General features: G+C 67.1%; 12 protein-coding genes. 11 read left to right on the forward strand and 1 reads right to left on the reverse strand.

All coding sequences use genetic code 11. The features are described 5' to 3' along the window. Positions 1 to 45 precede the first annotated feature (45 nt). The 11 genes from ACTJK0_RS06370 (at position 46) to ACTJK0_RS06420 (ending at position 15306) form a co-directional block, all read left to right on the forward strand. Positions 46 to 1506 (forward strand): glycosyltransferase 87 family protein, encoded by a 1461-nt coding sequence (locus ACTJK0_RS06370; protein WP_110545186.1) that lies wholly within the window; start codon positions 46 to 48, stop codon positions 1504 to 1506. Continuing rightward, entirely contained in the window at positions 1499 to 2941 is a 1443-nt protein-coding gene (locus ACTJK0_RS06375) for a phytoene desaturase family protein (protein ID WP_110545184.1), read from the forward strand. Before ACTJK0_RS06370 ends, ACTJK0_RS06375 begins: the two co-directional genes overlap by 8 nt. Before the next feature lie 68 nt (positions 2942 to 3009). After that, on the forward strand, positions 3010 to 4998 hold the full coding sequence (locus tag ACTJK0_RS06380; RefSeq protein WP_110545182.1) for a penicillin-binding transpeptidase domain-containing protein: 1989 nt from the start codon (positions 3010 to 3012) through the stop codon (positions 4996 to 4998). A gap of 25 nt (positions 4999 to 5023) precedes the next feature. Further along, entirely contained in the window at positions 5024 to 6706 is a 1683-nt protein-coding gene (locus tag ACTJK0_RS06385; RefSeq protein WP_110545180.1) for an ATP-binding cassette domain-containing protein, read from the forward strand. Positions 6707 to 6755: 49 nt separating this feature from the next. Then, positions 6756 to 7529 (forward strand): DeoR/GlpR family DNA-binding transcription regulator, encoded by a 774-nt coding sequence (locus tag ACTJK0_RS06390; RefSeq protein WP_110545178.1) that lies wholly within the window; start codon positions 6756 to 6758, stop codon positions 7527 to 7529. Beyond that, positions 7526 to 8773: an MFS transporter gene (locus ACTJK0_RS06395; RefSeq protein ID WP_110545176.1), complete on the forward strand. Its 1248-nt coding sequence runs from the start codon at positions 7526 to 7528 to the stop codon at positions 8771 to 8773. The genes ACTJK0_RS06390 and ACTJK0_RS06395 overlap by 4 nt, the downstream gene beginning before the upstream one ends. 21 nt (positions 8774 to 8794) lie before the next feature. Next, entirely contained in the window at positions 8795 to 10291 is a 1497-nt protein-coding gene (locus tag ACTJK0_RS06400; protein WP_110545174.1) for a bifunctional phosphatase PAP2/diacylglycerol kinase family protein, read from the forward strand. A gap of 184 nt (positions 10292 to 10475) precedes the next feature. After that, positions 10476 to 11399, forward strand: coding sequence for an ABC transporter ATP-binding protein (locus tag ACTJK0_RS06405; protein ID WP_440744657.1), 924 nt, complete (start codon positions 10476 to 10478; stop codon positions 11397 to 11399). Beyond that, positions 11399 to 12292 (forward strand): ABC transporter permease, encoded by an 894-nt coding sequence (locus ACTJK0_RS06410; protein WP_181422506.1) that lies wholly within the window; start codon positions 11399 to 11401, stop codon positions 12290 to 12292. Before ACTJK0_RS06405 ends, ACTJK0_RS06410 begins: the two co-directional genes overlap by 1 nt. Positions 12293 to 12575: 283 nt before the next feature. After that, entirely contained in the window at positions 12576 to 13982 is a 1407-nt protein-coding gene (locus ACTJK0_RS06415; protein WP_110545170.1) for an amino acid permease, read from the forward strand. 22 nt (positions 13983 to 14004) lie between these two features. Beyond that, on the forward strand, positions 14005 to 15306 hold the full coding sequence (locus ACTJK0_RS06420) for a M18 family aminopeptidase (protein ID WP_440744658.1): 1302 nt from the start codon (positions 14005 to 14007) through the stop codon (positions 15304 to 15306). A 15-nt stretch (positions 15307 to 15321) separates the two neighbouring features. On the opposite strand, the gene ACTJK0_RS06425 is transcribed toward ACTJK0_RS06420, so the two are convergent. Continuing rightward, positions 15322 to 15981 carry a PglD-related sugar-binding protein gene (locus tag ACTJK0_RS06425; protein WP_110545166.1) on the reverse strand — a complete coding sequence of 220 codons (660 nt, stop codon included), beginning with the start codon at positions 15979 to 15981 and terminating at the stop codon, positions 15322 to 15324. Positions 15982 to 16020 lie beyond the last annotated feature (39 nt).

Consider the following 16020-nt stretch of genomic DNA (forward strand, 5'->3'; position numbering starts at 1 on the left):
GGGAGACCAATCCTGCAGGACGGGGCCGGCTGTAAGCTCGATGCCATGCACGAGACCCAGCCGCCGGAAGGTGGACGACGGCCCCGAATCGTGGTGCCCAGCCGCAGCGATACCCTGCTGCGGAATTTCACCGAACTGGTTGGGGGCCCCTTGGGGGCCAGGACGGATCCCGGCGTGGTCTCCCCCGGCATCTTCACGGTGGAGCGCGTGTTGATCCTGCTCACTGCACTGGCAGCACTCGTGGGCATCCTCCTGAAGGGATATTGCCGGGTCAACGGCTGGGAGACGCCCACGCAGTTCTACGCCACCTGCTATTCGGACTTCCCCGAGTTGTTCCGCAACCGCGGCCTGGCATCGGGAATCTTTCCCATCCTTGGCAGCGGCAGCCAGTTCGAGTACCCGGTCCTCATCGCTTTGATTGCAGGGGTGACCGCCTGGCTGGTGCCCGGTGGAGATGCGAATGCCCGGGCCCTTGCCTACTTCGACATCAACACCATGCTGCTGGCAGCGGTTGCGATGGTGGCTGTGCTGGTGACTGCGCGCATGCCCGGCCGGCGTCCCTGGGATGCCGCCATGGTGGCGGTTGCCCCGGGGATCGTGCTCGCCGGAAGCATCAACTGGGACCTGTGGGCTGCGTGCCTGCTGGCCGTGGGCATGTACCTTTTCGCCCGCAAGCGGCTGGTTGCCGCCGGAGTACTGATCGGCCTGGCAACCGCAACCAAGCTGTATCCCGTACTGGTGCTGGGGGCCATCCTGCTGCTTGCCGTGCGCACGGGACGGTGGCGCCCCCTGCTGGTGACCGGGGGCAGCGCGGCCGCCGCCTTTGTGCTGGTCAATTTGCCCTTTGCCGCCGCCAACCCCACGGGGTGGGCCTTCTTTTTCCAGTACAGCGCCGACCGCGGCGCCGGCTACAGCTCAGCCTGGTTCGCCTACAACCTGGTGGCCGGCAGACTGGGCTGGTCCGGGCTGGGCGCCGACGCCGTCAGCTGGTTGTCCGGTGGCTTGTTTCTGGCGGTCTGTGCCGGCATCGCCGCCGTCGCCCTCACCGCTCCCCGCCGGCCCCGGCTGGCGCAGCTCGCCTTCCTGGTGGTTGCGGCCTTCCTCCTCACCAGCAAGGTCTACTCGCCGCAGTACGTGGTGTGGCTGATCCCGCTGCTGGCCCTGGCCAGGCCCCGCTGGCGGGACTTCCTCATCTGGCAAGGCGTCGAAGCCCTGCATTGGGCCGCGATCTGGATGTACCTTGGACAAGTGACCAGCGCAGGTTCCTCCCAGCACAATCTGGACATGCCCTACTACGTCCTGGCCGTGGCCGCCCACATGGCCGCGGTGGCCTATCTCATGGCCCGCGTCGTCCACGACATCTACGACCCCACCTATGACCCCATCCGCCGGCACCATCTTGACGACCCGCACGGGGGACCCTTTTCAGATGCTCCGGACCGGGTCCGGCTGAAGCCATTGCGGCCCGCCGTGTCCCCCATCCCGAAAGCCAGGTCCCATGCCTGACGTGGCGGTAGTAGGTTCCGGGCCCAACGGACTTGCGGCCGCCGCGGTGATGGCACGGGCCGGGCTCTCAGTGGAGGTCTTCGAGGCTGCAGCAACCATCGGCGGCGGAACACGCACCACTGAATTGATGCAGCCCGGCCACTTCCACGACGTGTGCTCCGCAGTCCACCCCATGGCCCTGGCGTCCCCCTTTTTCCGGGCCTTCGAGCTCCCCCGGCGGGTGGACCTGGTGACTCCGGAGGTGTCCTTCGGTTCCCCGCTGGACGGCGGCCGCGCGGCACTTGCCTTCACGTCGCTGGACAGGACGGCCGCGGAACTGGGCCAGGACGGGCCGGCCTACCGGCGGTTGATGGAACCGCTGGTGCGGCACATCAACGGCGTCATGGACTTCACGCAGAACCAGCTCCTGCGGATCCCCCGTAATCCGCTGGCAGCGGCTGTGTACGGGCTGCGCACCCTTGAACAGGGGACCGGGCTGTGGAACCTCCGGTTCCGCGAAGAGCTTGCGCCCGCCCTCCTCAGCGGAGTGGCCGCCCACGCCATTTCCCATTTGCCCTCTCTGGCAGCGTCCGGGGCAGGGCTCATGCTCGGTGCCCTGGGGCATGCCGCCGGCTGGCCCATCCCCCGCGGCGGCTCCGCCACGATCGCGGCAGCCCTCGCGGACGACATTCGCGCCCACGGCGGGGTCATCCACACGGGAACCCCGGTAGACCGGCTGGAGGAGCTGCCGGCCACCCGCGCCACACTGCTGGATGTGGCGCCCCGGGGCCTGCTGGACATGGCAGGGGAATCCCTTCCCGGCCACTACCGGCGCGCATTGGAGCGCTTCCGCTACGGCAACGGCTCATGCAAGGTGGACTTCATCCTGTCCGGTCCAGTGCCGTGGCAGGCCCAGGGACTTTCCGACGCCGGCACCGTCCACGTGGGCGGCACGCGCGCAGAGCTGGCACGCTCGGAAAATGAGGTGAGCGCCGGCCGGCACCCCGAACGGCCCTACGTGCTTGTTGCCCAGCCTTCGCGCTACGACTCCAGCCGGGCACCCGAAGGCCGGCATACACTCTGGACCTACTGCCATGTTCCCGCGGGCTCGACAAAGGACATGACCCGCGAGGTCATGGGGCAGCTGGAGCGGTTCGCGCCCGGTTTCCGCGACCTGGTGGTGGAATCGCACGCCGTCACGGCCGCGGAGTTGGCGCAGTACAACCGCAACTACATCGGGGGCGATTTCAGCGCCGGCATCATGGACGTCCGGGGCCTTATTCAGAAGCCGGTCGTGTCCCCCGTGCCCTGGCGGACTCCGCTGCTGGGCGTATACCTATGTTCCTCATCCACACCGCCTGGCCCCGGAGTGACGGGCATGCCTGGACTGCACGCTGCAAGGTACGCCCTGAAGGACGTCTTCAAGCTCCCGGTCCCGGACCTGGGCCTCTCCTAGGTTTCGCGGGCCGGGGGGCTTATGACGGACTGTCCTGTCATGTCGGTGGTCCGGGGGATAATGGCGCCATGGGGAAATCAACAAAACTTTCGCTTGCCATAGCTGCGCTCATTCTCGGAACCTCGCTGGTGGCCTGTGATGACGGAAAGTCAGGGGCGGAAGCCGCCGCACAGCAGTTGGCAGGCGCCGTCTCCGCACTGGACGTAGGCTCCGTGGCGTTTGAGGGCAAGGACTCCGCCGCGGCCAATGACCAGCTGCACCAGGTCTTCGCGGGCCTTGATCCGCAAAAGCCCCAGGTCCAGTCGGGCAGCCTCACGCTGGACGGGGACAAGGCCTCGGCCCCCTTGAACTACACCTGGAAGTTCGGCGACGCTGAGTGGAAGTACACCATCGCGGCGAACTTCAGGAAGTCGGGTGACAAATGGCTCACCGTCTGGGATCCGGCCATACTGGCGCCCGGGCTCGCGGACAGTGAGATCATCACCAAGGGATCCCAGTCACCCCAGCGCGCCGACATCCTCGGCGCCGGAGACGTCCCGCTGGTGACCTACCGTCCGGTCGTGAACGTGGGCATCGACAAGCCCCAGCTGGGCGGAGCCGACCCCGCCGATTCCGCAGGCAAGCTGGCTGCCCTGGTGGGCGTGGACCCGGCCGCCTACGTTCAGCAGGTCAAGGCAGCCGGTGCCCAGGCTTTCGTCTCCGCGATCACTTTGCGTGACGAGGGCCGGACCATTACGGACCAGCAGATCCAGGCCATTCCGGGAGCCCGCGGGATCCCGGCATCCATCCCGCTGGCGCCGAGCAGGACGTTCGCCCGGGCCGTGCTCGGCTCGGTGGGCGAAGCCACAGCCGAGCAGATCGACGCATCAAAGGGTGTCCTGGCAGCCGGCGATGTGACGGGCATTGGCGGCCTGCAGCAGCAGTACGACAAACAGCTCCGCGGATCCGACGCCGTCGTCATCCGTGCGCAGCGGGCGGACCTGACCCGCGAACAGATCCAGTCCTCGGGAACCGACCCGCGCCGCGTCCTCTTCCAGGTGGAACCGAAGCCCGGAACCCCGCTGAAGACCACCATTGACCCCCGGCTGCAGACCCTGGCGGAGAGCACGTTGGAGGCCGTGGGGCCGGCATCCGCCATCGTTGCCCTCCGCCCCTCGAGCGGAGCCGTGCTGGCGGCCGCATCAGGGCCGGGCAGCAACGGCTACAACACCGCAATGCTGGGACAGTACGCCCCGGGGTCCATCTTTAAGATGGTCGATTCCCTTGCGCTGTTCCGCAACGGCATGACGCCGGACTCCACCGTCCAGTGCACCCCTACACTCACAGTGGACGGGCGCACTTTTAAGAACTCCGAAGGCTACCCCGAGAGCTCGTTGGGGGCCGTAACGCTGCGGGACGCGTTTGCCCACTCCTGCAACACCGCCTTTATTTCACAGCGGGACGCCGTTTCGCAGGGCCAGCTTGAAGCTGCTGCCACCTCCATGGGCGTGGCGGTGGAGGCGCCGAAACTTGGCGCCGAAGCCTTCCTTGGTTCCGTCCCGGGCGAGGCCCAAGGCACTGAACACGCAGCTTCCATGATCGGCCAGGGCAAGGTGCTGCTCTCGCCGTTGGCCGCAGCGATCATGGCAGGGTCCGTGGCCAAGGGGTCGCCCGTTTCGGCGCAGCTGGTCCTGAATCCCGACGCCGGTGCTCCCGCCGCCGGCACGACGGCCGGCTCCACCGCTCCGGCGGCTGAACCGTCGGCCACCGCCACCGCGGAAGCTCCCTCAACGGCGTCGAACAAGCCCATCACGGCGGCCGAGGCGGCGTCGCTGTCGGACATGATGCGGGCCGTGGTCACTTCCGGACACGCAGGCTTCCTGTCCAGCGTCCCCGGGGCACCCGTGGGCGCCAAGACCGGAACCGCCGAGTTTGGCACCGAGAATCCGCCCAAGACGCACGCCTGGATCGTGGCCGTGCACGGCGACCTGGCGGTTGCCGTCTTCGTGGAGGACGGTGGCCTCGGTGCCACCACTTCCGGACCGCTCCTGAAGCAGTTCCTCACCGCCGCCGGCTAGGCACGGGCATGGGAGGATTGACGGCGTGGCCCATATTGACGTTTCCGGCATCGACTACTTCCTCTCCGACGGCACCCAGCTCCTGAATGGCGTGACCTTCAAGGTTCCAGACGGCACCAAGACCGCCCTGATCGGGCCCAACGGGACTGGCAAGACCACCCTGTTCCGCATCATCGCAGGGGACCTGGTCCCGGACGAGGGGGTTGTTGGGCGTTCGGGCACCATGGGCATCATGCGCCAGTTCGTTGGGCAGGTCCGGGATGATTCCAGTGTCCGGGACCTCCTGGTTTCCGCCGCTCCCCCGGCGCTGGCCGCCGCCGCACGCGAGGTTGCCGAGGCCGAGCTGGCCATGATGGAGCACGACGACGAACCCACCCAGATGCGGTACGCCCAGGCCATCGTGGACTGGGGGGACGCCGGTGGGTACGACGTGGAAACCGTGTGGGACGAGGTCTGCATGGCCGCGCTGGGACTCCCCTACGACCGCGCACAGCACCGGCCGGCGTCGAGCCTTTCGGGCGGGGAGCAAAAGCGCCTGGTGCTGGAGGCGCTGTTTGCCGGCCCGGATGACCTGCTGCTCTTGGACGAGCCGGACAACTACCTGGACGTGCCGGGCAAGCGCTGGCTCGAGGAGAAGCTGAATGAGTCGAAGAAGACAGTCTTCTTCATCAGCCACGACCGGGAACTGCTGAACAACGCTGCCGGCCGCATCGTCACCCTGGAGCCTGGGATCAACGGTGCCGCGGCCTGGATCCACGGCGGCGGTTTCGGCTCCTACGTGGAAGCGCGGGCGGACCGGAACGCGCGCTTTGAGGAGCTGCGCAAGCGCTGGGACGAGGAGCACATCAAGCTCAAGGAACTCGTCAACATGTACAAGAACAAGGCCGCGTTCCGCTCGGACATGGCCAACCGCTACCACGCCGCACAGACCCGGCTGGCCAAATTCCTCGAGGCAGGGCCACCCGAGGCGTTGCCCATCGAACAGAACGTGCAGATGCGGCTCAAGGGCGGGCGCACCGCAAAGCGCGCCATCGTGGCCGAGCGGCTTGAGCTGACCGGCCTGATGAAGCCGTTTTCCACCGAGGTATGGTTCGGTGACCGCGTGGGCGTGCTCGGCTCCAACGGGTCCGGCAAGTCCCACTTCCTGCGGCTGCTCGCCACCGGCGGCACCGACCCGGAACGCGAACACCTGCCCGTATCGGATGTGGACATCGCGGAGGTACCGCACGAGGGAACGGTCAAACTCGGTGCCCGGATCCGCCCTGGCTTCTTTGCCCAAACGCACGTCCGCCCCGACCTGCTGGGAAAGACACTGCTGGAAATCCTGCACCGCGGCGATGAGCACCGGTCCGGACTGGGCCGGGAGGCCGCCGCCGGTGCCCTGGACAGCTACGGCCTTGCCGGGCAGTCGGAACAAAAGTACGAGTCCCTCTCCGGCGGCCAGCAGGCACGGTTCCAGATCCTTCTGCTCCAGCTCAGCGGCGCCACCCTGCTCCTGCTGGACGAGCCGACGGACAACCTGGACCTGCATTCGGCGGAGGCGCTGGAACGGGCCATTGACCACTTCGAGGGAACGGTCCTTGCCGTGACGCACGACCGCTGGTTCGCCCGCACCTTCGACCGGTTCCTCGTCTTCGGTTCTGACGGGAAGGTGTACGAATCGGCGGAGCCGGTCTGGGACGAGCAGCGGGTGCAGCGCACCCGCTGAAGCATGATCAAGTGATGATCAAATGATCAATACTTGATATCGTTTGCTCATGAAGACGGATGACCGGCACCGGACCATCGCTGAAATTCTGCGGCGGCAGTCGGGAGCCAGCGTGGAAGAGCTGATGCAGGCCTGCGCCGCCTCCGGTGCCACCATCCGCCGCGACCTCGAGATACTCGCAGGCCACGGCGTCCTGCGGCGGGTCCACGGGGGCGCCAGGAGCCTGATCGGCCAGGGGCGGAACCCTGGCTACGGCCAGCGCGAACTCGAGGAACGGGACGCGAAGGCCCGTATCGCCGCCGCCGTCGCCGGTCTGCTGGCCGATCGGGAACACGTTTGGCTGGACAGCGGGAGCACGGCAACTGAGGTGGCCAGGGCCTTATCCGGCCGCGAACTGACTCTGATGCCGATGTCCCTGCAGGCGCTCAATGCAGCCGCCCAAGGGGATGGCACCCAAGGCTCGCGGCCGTCACTGCTGCTGCCCGGCGGCAGCGTCATGCCCGGCGAACTCTGCTTCCGTGGGCCCTTGGCCGAATCGAACATCAGGTCCCTCCGCTTTGACACCGCCGTTGTAACACCCTGCGCGATGGACTTCCAGGACGGCCTGCTGGCCCACGACCTGGACGATGCCGCGGTCAAACGAGCGGGCCTGCAGTCAGCCAGCCGTGTTGTGGTGGCAGCGTCGGCAGCCAAATGGCGGGCCACTGCCCGGGTGCTCGTCGCCGGCCTGGACCGCGTGGACACCCTCGTCACGGACAGGCAATTGGGCGCGCAGGACAAAGCCGAACTCGACAAATATTCTGTGGAAGTAGTGAACGTATGAGCATCAACACCGGTCGTGAAGAGCACGCGGGATTGAACGCCGCCGCTGCGGCCACGTTCGTGGTCTTTGGCGTCAACGGGCTTGTCTTCGCCAGTTGGGCGGCCCGCATCCCTGCGGTCACCCAAACCCTCCAGATCACCTCCGGCCAAATGGGCACGCTGCTGCTGTGCACCGCCGTCGGCTCCCTGCTTGCGCTTCCCACAGCCGGACTGGTCGTCGGGAGGATCGGCACCGCCAACACGGTCCGCTTTGCCGGCATGCTGGCTGCCGCTGCCGGCATCGGCATCGCACTGTCCCTTGCGGCCGTTTCTATTCCCGGAACGGCGGTATCCCTGTTCTTCTTCGGCATCGGCATCGGTCTATGGGACGTGGCGCAGAACATTGAAGGCGCGGATGTGGAGCACAAGCTTCGGCGGACCGTCATGCCGCAGTTCCACGCGGCCTTCAGCGGCGGGGCTTTCGTGGGCGCCCTGGTAGGTGCCGGGCTGTCCACCCTGGGCGTTGACCTACCCGTGCACCTGCTGGTCATCGCCGGCGTCGTGGTGCTGGTGGCCCTCACCGCCCCCCGCTACTTCCTTCCCCACCTCTCGACCGCCCTGGCTGCAGGGGAGCCGAAACCTGCCAGGGGACCGTCCGCTTGGCGCGATGGCAGGACGCTGGTCATCGGCGTGGTGGTGCTGGGGGCAACCCTGACGGAAGGGGCAGGCAACGACTGGATCGCCAAGGCGTCCGTGGACGGCCTCGGTACCTCCGAGTCCACCGGCGCCCTCATGTTCGCCCTGTTCGTCCTGGCCATGACCGCGATGCGTTTCCTCGGCGGCCACGTGATCGACAAATACGGCCGCGTTGCGGTGCTCCGTGCCAGCATGGCAGCAGCCGCCGCGGGCCTTGGCCTCTTTGTGCTGGCATCCAATATCTGGCTGGCCGGCGTCGGTGCGGCGCTGTGGGGCGTGGGTGCCGCCCTCGCCTTTCCGATGGGCATGTCCGCCGCATCCGACGATCCCCGCCACTCGGCGGCACGCGTCTCCGTTGTATCCACCTTGGGGTATATATCGTTTCTCGCTGGACCGCCGCTGCTGGGCTACCTGGGCGATCTCACCGGCATCCATACCGCCCTGCTGGCGATCATGGTTCCCATCGTGGTTGCGCTGCTGCTTGCCGGTGCGGCCCGGCCCCTCCAGATGGACCAGGAGCCTGCCACCCAGGAGCCGGCAAACAGGGAGTCGCGGCCCGGCAGGAACTGAGCCCGGGGTTAGGGTGATCACATGCAGAGCACCAGGCCCCGGGGCAGGAGTTGGATCAGCCGTGTTGACAGATACCTCTTACGGCATGTTTCAAACCTTCCAGGGGGCAACCACGACACGTTCTTCCGGCGGCTTTCCGCATCTGCCAACAACGGCAGGCTCTGGATGGGAACTGCCGCTGTGCTGGCGTTGGTTCCCGGAAAGACGCGACGCGCGGCACTTCATGGCCTGATCGCGCAGGGAGTGGCATCGGCCGTCACCAATGTGGTGTTCAAGACCCTGCTTCCCCGCACCCGCCCGTTGCCGGAACACCTGCCCGTCTTCCGGTTCGTCCACCCGCAGCCCACCAGTTCGTCCATGCCGTCCGGGCATTCAGCGTCTGCCGTGGCATTCGCGGTAGGGGTTGGGCTGGTCCGTCCCGCCCTCGGCCTCGCAGTTGCCCCGGCCGCGGCGGGGGTGGCCTACTCCAGGGTGCACACCGGCGCGCACTGGCCAACCGATGTACTGTTCGGCTCGGCGATCGGGGCCGGCGCCGCGCTGGTTACCCGCCACTGGTGGCCCGTACGCCCGCCTATTCCGAAGACAACGCGGGCGTGGACAACAGCTCCTGCCGTACCGGGCGGCGAGGGACTCAGCATTGTGGTCAATACCCTGGGCGGATCCTTCAAGGAGGAAACCGCCGCCGCACTCCAGGAAGTATTTCCCAAAGCGCATATAAATACCGTTCAGCCCGATGAGGACCTGGTGGAGCGCATCAGGGCTACCGCTGATCATCCAGGAACCCGGGCCCTTGGCGTGTGGGGCGGTGACGGGACGGTTGGGGCTGCGGCCGCGGCGGCCATGGAACGTTCCATGCCCCTGCTGGTCCTGCCGGGCGGCACCCTCAACCATTTCGCCCGGGATGCGGGGACGGGAAGCCTGAAGGATGCCGCGGAAGCTGCAAACGAAGGCGAAGCGGCCCTGGCGGACATTGGACTGGTCACGGTGGAGCGCGGGCTGGCCGGAGATCCGGAAGTCGCGCAACTGGCAATGCTCAACACCTCCAGCATCGGCATCTACCCGAACTTCGTCCGCCGTCGGGAACACCTGCAGCCGGCGCTGGGGAAGCCGCTGGCCGGCGTCGTCGCCATGTTCCGGACCTTCGCTGCCGGAACCCCGATCACCCTGAACGTGGACGGTGTCCGGCACAAGGTGTGGATCGCCTACCTGGGGCGCGGCCGCTATTACCCGCGCGACCATGCTCCCCTGATCCGGCCCGTGATGGATGACGGCGTACTCGATGTCCGCCTGATCACCGCGGATGAGTCCTTTGCCCGGCTCCGGCTGCTTTGGGCTGTCCTGACCGGAACGGTGGCCACCTCCCGGATTACCCACCTACGCGAGGCCGGGGAGGTGAGGATCGACGCCGGTGGCGCACCAATGGCGCTGGCAGTGGACGGGGAAGCGTTGGCCGGCGTCCGCAGTGTCTCCTACACGGTCCGGCCGCAGGCACTCAGGTATTACTGCCCGCGCCGCTGAACCGCCAAGCCCGGGGACGAGCATAATGACAAGCACGGGCGGAACTACCCTGATTCTCCCCTGAATCATCCCTGAGACCGGCGAAAAGACGTTCCGGGCCCGATAGCGTAGGCAGGGTATTTCCACCGACCTGTTTTCCACAACTCAGCGTGTGCAGCCGAGCGCTGCCGGCAAAGGACCATTCATGATCGAGGCAACCGGGCTGTCCAAGGTCTACGGCACCAAAACCGCCGTGGCCGGTGTCAGTTTCACCGTCAGGGCAGGCCAAGTCACGGGCTTCCTGGGCCCCAACGGGGCCGGCAAGTCAACCACCGTGCGCATGATCATGGGACTTGACCGGCCGACGGCGGGCTCCGTCACCGTGAACGGCCTCCCCTATGTGCGGCACAAGGCACCCCTGCGCGAGGTGGGTGCCCTGCTTGAGGCCAAAGCCGTGCACACCAGCCGCAGCGCCTACAACCACCTGCTGGCGATGGCCGCCACCCACGGCATCCCCAAGACCAGGGTGCACGAGGTGATCGAGATGACCGGGCTGGAAGCGGTGGCGCGAAAGAAAGCGGGTGGCTTCTCACTGGGCATGGGCCAGCGGCTCGGCATTGCTGCCGCCCTGCTGGGGGATCCGCAGACCCTCATCCTCGATGAACCGGTCAACGGCCTGGACCCGGAGGGCGTGGTCTGGGTCCGCAACCTGGTGCGGCACCTCGCCGGGCAGGGCCGGACGGTGTTCCTCTCCAGCCACCTGATGAGCGAGATGGCACAGACGGCTGACCATCTGGTCGTCATCGGACGGGGCAAGGTGATCGCGGATGCACCCATCCACGACATCATCAGCGGCCAGGGCCGGTCCCGCGTGCGGGTGCGCACCGATGAACCGGAGCGGCTCCACCAACTGCTGGCCGCGCGGGGCGCAACCATCGAGGTTCCCGACCGCGAACTTCTCGAGGTGACGGGGCTGGAGCCCAGGGCCATCGCCGCCGCAGCTTTGGAACACCAGGTCATTGTCTACGAACTCACCCCGCTCGTGGCCAGCCTCGAGGACGCCTACATGGAGCTGACCAAGAACGACGTCGAGTACCACTCCATGCCCGCCGCGGAGGTAAGCAAATAATGAGCTCCCTGACCACCGAATCAACGCCCTCCCCCGAACCTGCCTCCGCCCCGGGCGGACGCAATCCCCGCAGCGGGGCACGTTCCCTGGCCGGCCCCACGTTTTTCCGGGTCCTCAACTCGGAAATCATCAAGTTCCGCAGTCTCCTGTCCACGCTGATACTGCTTGTCTCCACCGCCGTCGTGATGGTCGGGTTCGGTGCGCTGTCAGCCTGGGGAACGGGCCAGTTCGCGAATGCCGCCACCCGGGATCCGCAGGCCGCTGCACGGGTGGCATCCCAGGGCGGAGACCTTGCCATCAGCGTGCCCACCTCGGGCATCGCTTTCGCGCAGTTGATCCTGGGGTCTCTCGGCGTCCTGCTGATGAGTTCCGAATTCACCACGGGCATGGCGCGGTCCACCTTTGCGGCCGTACCCAAGCGTCTTCCCGCCTTCGCGGCCAAGCTGGTGGTGGTGATGGTGACGTCCTTCGTGGTGACCGCCGCAGCCACCTTGGTGGCCGGACTCGCTGCCGTACCCATCCTGGACAACTATGGCCTCTCCCTGGACCTGGGAAGCTCACAGTCGGTCAAGCTCCTCCTGGTCAACAGCATCTACGTGGCAGCCGTGGCGGCCATCGGCTTGGCGCTGGGTACGATGCTGCGCAACTCCGCCGGCGGCATCATGAGCCTGGTGGGCATCTTCTTCGTGGCCCCCATCGCGTTCCAGCTCATCCCCGGGGATTTCTTCAAGGAGGCCCGCAAGTACCTCCCCGGCAACACGGTGGAACCCCTGACGGCTGCCCAGCACGTCCCGGACACCTTGGAGGCCTGGCAGGCCGGCCTGGTCCTCGGGGCCTGGGTGCTGGTGCCTTTGGTGCTCGCGGCCATCCTGTTGAAACGGCGCGACGTGTAGGTCCTGCGCCCTCGCCAGCCGCATGCCCGCGCCCGGCACATGGTTCCCTGCGTGGTTTCCGGCACATTACAAATATGCCTGAGAGGAAACTTTCCTTGCCCGTGATGGTGTCCGCTTGGAGTGCCGTCCTGTTCAGCCGAACCAGATCTGTTGGACTGCACAAAGCAAGGCGCATAATGGCGGATCTAGGGTGAGACGACGATGTGGTGCATCACACGGTCCTCCGGTGGTGCCAAGGCACGTCGCTCAACCTCTGCTATTTCCCCAACAGGACGGCGCTTCCATGCATGCTGACCAGCAACTCTCAAAGTCCCTGAAACCCAGGCACCTTTCCATGATCGCCATCGCCGGCGTCATTGGGGCAGGCCTCTTTGTCGGCTCGGGGGCGGCAATCCAGCAGGCCGGCCCGGGCATCCTGATCGCTTACGCCGCCGCCGGCCTGGTGGTCATCCTGGTGATGCGGATGCTGGGCGAGATGGCCGCGGCCAACCCCGAAACGGGTTCCTTTTCCACCTACGCAGACAAGGCACTGGGACGCTGGGCGGGGTTCAGCATCGGCTGGCTCTACGCGTGGTTCTGGATTATCGTCCTCGGCATTGAAGCCACCGCCGGCGCGGCCATCATGCACCGCTGGGTGCCGGGCATCGACCAGTGGGTATGGGCCCTCGTCCTCATGGTGCTGCTGACGCTCACCAACCTGGGCTCCGTCAAGTCCTACGGCGAGTTTGAGTTCTGGTTCGCGTCCATCAAGGTAGCGGCTATTGTCCTCTTCCTCATCTTTGGCGTCGCCGCCATCCTCGGCCTCATCCCCGGAGTCCCCGCACCCGGCCTGAGCAACCTGGTCAACAACGGCGGGTTCATGCCCAACGGTCCCGGCGCCGTCCTCGCCGGCATCCTCGTGGTCGTCTTCTCGTTCTTCGGTGCCGAGATTGCTACCATCGCAGCCGGCGAATCCGAAAACCCCGTGGACGCCGTGAAGAAGGCCGTGAAGTCCACGGTGTGGCGCATCCTGGTCTTCTACATCGGCTCCATCGCCATTGTGGTCACCCTGCTCCCCTGGAACTCCGCCTCCGTGGCCAAGAGCCCGTACGTGGCCGTCATCGAACTGTTCGGCATCCCCGGCGCCGGAACCATCATGGACGTCGTGGTCCTGACCTCCGTGCTGTCCTGCCTCAACTCCGGCCTGTACACCGCAAGCCGGATGCTGTTCTCGCTCTCCACCCGCGGTGATGCGCCCCGCTCCTGGACCCGCATCTCCCGCCGCGGTGTCCCGGCGGCAGCCGTGCTCGCCTCCACCGTGGTCGGCTTCGTCACCGTGGGCCTGAACTACATCGCCCCGGACACGGTGTTCCTCTTCCTGGTGAACACCTCGGGTGCAATCGCCCTGTTCGTCTGGCTGGTCATCTCCGCCTCCCAGCTGGTCCTGCGCAGGCGCATGGGTGCCGCGGCCAAGGACCTGCAGCTGAAGATGTGGCTTTTCCCGTACCTGACCTGGGCCGCCATCATCAGCATCGTGGCGCTGCTGATCGGCATGGTGATCGTGGAGTCCACCCGGGAGTCCCTGCTGCTGTCCCTGGCGCTGGCGGCCGTGGTGGTCGCGCTGGGCGTGCTGCGCTACCGCCGGAAGGACGCTGCCGCCGCCGGCCAGGAGGCGCTTGCCCCGGAGGCTGCCCCGGCACCGGCGGAGTAGGGCCGGCGCTAGACTCGGGACCATGCCTTTGCCTTCCTCTGCCGCAGACCACATCCAGGACCTTGGCGGCTATGTCAGCGCGTCGCCGTCGAGCTTCCACGCCGCCCACGAGGGTGGCCGGCGGCTGGAGGAAGCGGGATTCACCCGCCTGGATGAACTGCAGCCGTGGGAAGGCGGGCCTGGATCCTACTTCATCATCCGCGACGGCGCCCTGATCGCGTGGGTGGTCCCGGAAGGTGCGGGGCCAACCACGGGGTTCAACATCCTGGGCGCCCACACCGATTCTCCGTCGTTCAAGCTCAAGCCCAAGCCCACCACCGGCGCGCACGGCTGGCTGCAGGCCGGAGTGGAAATCTACGGCGGGCCCCTGCTGAACTCCTGGCTGGACCGCGAGCTGCGGCTCGCGGGCCGGCTGGTGATGCTTGACGGCACGGAGCACCTCACCGCGACCGGGCCCATGCTGCGCTTCCCCCAGCTGGCCATCCACCTGGACCGGGCCGTGAACGAGGGACTCACGCTGGACAAACAGCGGCACATGAACCCGGTGTGGGGCCTGGGGAACCCCGCCGAATCGGACCTGCTGGGCATCCTGGCGGCCGCGGTTGCCAGTGCGTCCGTCGACCCCGGGCAGATCGGCGGGTACGACGTCGTCATGGCGGACACGCAGGAACCCGCGGTTTTCGGGGGCAAGGGGGAGTTCTTCGCATCAGGGCGGCTGGACAACCTTTCGGCCACGCATGCCGGGCTGGCTGCACTGGCCTCCCATTCCGGGTCCGGGGCAGCCGGTGGACCCATCGCCGTGCTCGCCGCGTTCGACCACGAGGAAATCGGCTCCAACTCACGCTCCGGTGCGTGCGGACCCATCCTGGAGGACGTGCTGGTGCGCATCTCCGACGCCCTGGGTGCAACGGTGAGCCAGCGGCGGCAGGCACTGTCGGCGTCGTTCTGCCTCTCGGCCGACGCCGGGCACGCCGTGCACCCCAACTACCCGGAACGTCACGACCCGGTCAACCACCCGGTGCTGAACGGCGGGCCCCTCCTGAAGATCAACGCCAACCAGCGCTACGCCACCGACGCATTCGGAGCCGCATTCTGGGCGCGCCTTTGCCGGGAAGCAGGCGTGCCGTTCCAGGAGTTCGTCTCCAACAACGTGGTGCCGTGCGGCTCCACCATCGGCCCGCTCACGGCCACACGGCTCGGGATCCGGACCGTGGACGTCGGTGTGCCACTGCTCTCCATGCACTCCGCCCGCGAGCTGTGCGGCGTGGAGGACCCACTGCGCCTGGCCGCTGTGGCGGAGCTGTTCTTCGGCACTGCCGCGTAGGCTGCGCGGGCCCGTTCAGGAGGCGTCGTCCAGGCTGAAGACGCCTCCGTCGACCTCGCGCGCGGGAACCCCTACCCAGGTCTGTCCGTCCGCTGCATTGCTCAGGACTGCGGCGCCCATTCCCACGGTGGCGTAGGCCCCCACCGAGATATGCTCCCGGACGCTTGAATTCATGCCGAGGGAGGCGGCGCGGCCGATGCGGACTCCGCCGCCCAGGGAAACACCCGCGGCAAAGGTTGCGAAATCTGCCGCGTCGACGTCGTACCTGAAGCTCACCGAGGGCATTGCCAGCACATGGCAGCCCAGGGTGACCGAGGCGGTAAGCACCACGTTCCGGAGCAGGATGCTTCCCCTGCCCACATGGCAGCCTTCCGGGTACTGCACCGTGGGGTCGATCGCGGTGGCGTAGCGGGTTTCCCCCAGACCCAGCACAGCCAGGCGCTGTACCGTCGACTCCCGGGCGGTAGGGGATTCGATGCAAACGAGCATCAGGGCGTGGGGGTACCTCGTGGCATCTTCGATCTTGCCGAGGACAGGGGCACCATCCACCGTGACACCTGCCAATTCCCTGTCATCATCGAGCAGGCCCACCACGTCGTACTGGCCGCTGCCGCGGACCATTGCCAGGACTTCCCGGGCAAGGCCCGTGGCACTGACGAGGATGAGCTCACTCATGCACCCGGCCTGCCCGCCGGTACTGCTGCCATGGCTGTC

Origin of the sequence: Paenarthrobacter sp. 22069 (genome assembly GCF_052046035.1) — a bacterium.
Classification (GTDB): Bacteria; Actinomycetota; Actinomycetes; order Actinomycetales; family Micrococcaceae; genus Arthrobacter.

Excerpts from the sequence above, each read along its gene's own strand:
- ACTJK0_RS06370 (WP_110545186.1), top strand. The coding sequence starts at position 46 with ATGCACGAGACCCAGCCGCCGGAAGGTGGACGACGGCCCCGAATCGTG.
- ACTJK0_RS06375 (WP_110545184.1), top strand. The coding sequence starts at position 1,499 with ATGCCTGACGTGGCGGTAGTAGGTTCCGGGCCCAACGGACTTGCGGCC.
- ACTJK0_RS06380 (WP_110545182.1), top strand. The coding sequence starts at position 3,010 with ATGGGGAAATCAACAAAACTTTCGCTTGCCATAGCTGCGCTCATTCTC.
- ACTJK0_RS06390 (WP_110545178.1), top strand. The coding sequence starts at position 6,756 with ATGAAGACGGATGACCGGCACCGGACCATCGCTGAAATTCTGCGGCGG.
- ACTJK0_RS06395 (WP_110545176.1), top strand. The coding sequence starts at position 7,526 with ATGAGCATCAACACCGGTCGTGAAGAGCACGCGGGATTGAACGCCGCC.
- ACTJK0_RS06400 (WP_110545174.1), top strand. The coding sequence starts at position 8,795 with ATGCAGAGCACCAGGCCCCGGGGCAGGAGTTGGATCAGCCGTGTTGAC.
- ACTJK0_RS06405 (WP_440744657.1), top strand. The coding sequence starts at position 10,476 with ATGATCGAGGCAACCGGGCTGTCCAAGGTCTACGGCACCAAAACCGCC.
- ACTJK0_RS06410 (WP_181422506.1), top strand. The coding sequence starts at position 11,399 with ATGAGCTCCCTGACCACCGAATCAACGCCCTCCCCCGAACCTGCCTCC.
- ACTJK0_RS06415 (WP_110545170.1), top strand. The coding sequence starts at position 12,576 with ATGCATGCTGACCAGCAACTCTCAAAGTCCCTGAAACCCAGGCACCTT.
- ACTJK0_RS06420 (WP_440744658.1), top strand. The coding sequence starts at position 14,005 with ATGCCTTTGCCTTCCTCTGCCGCAGACCACATCCAGGACCTTGGCGGC.
- ACTJK0_RS06425 (WP_110545166.1), bottom strand. The coding sequence starts at position 15,981 with ATGAGTGAGCTCATCCTCGTCAGTGCCACGGGCCTTGCCCGGGAAGTC.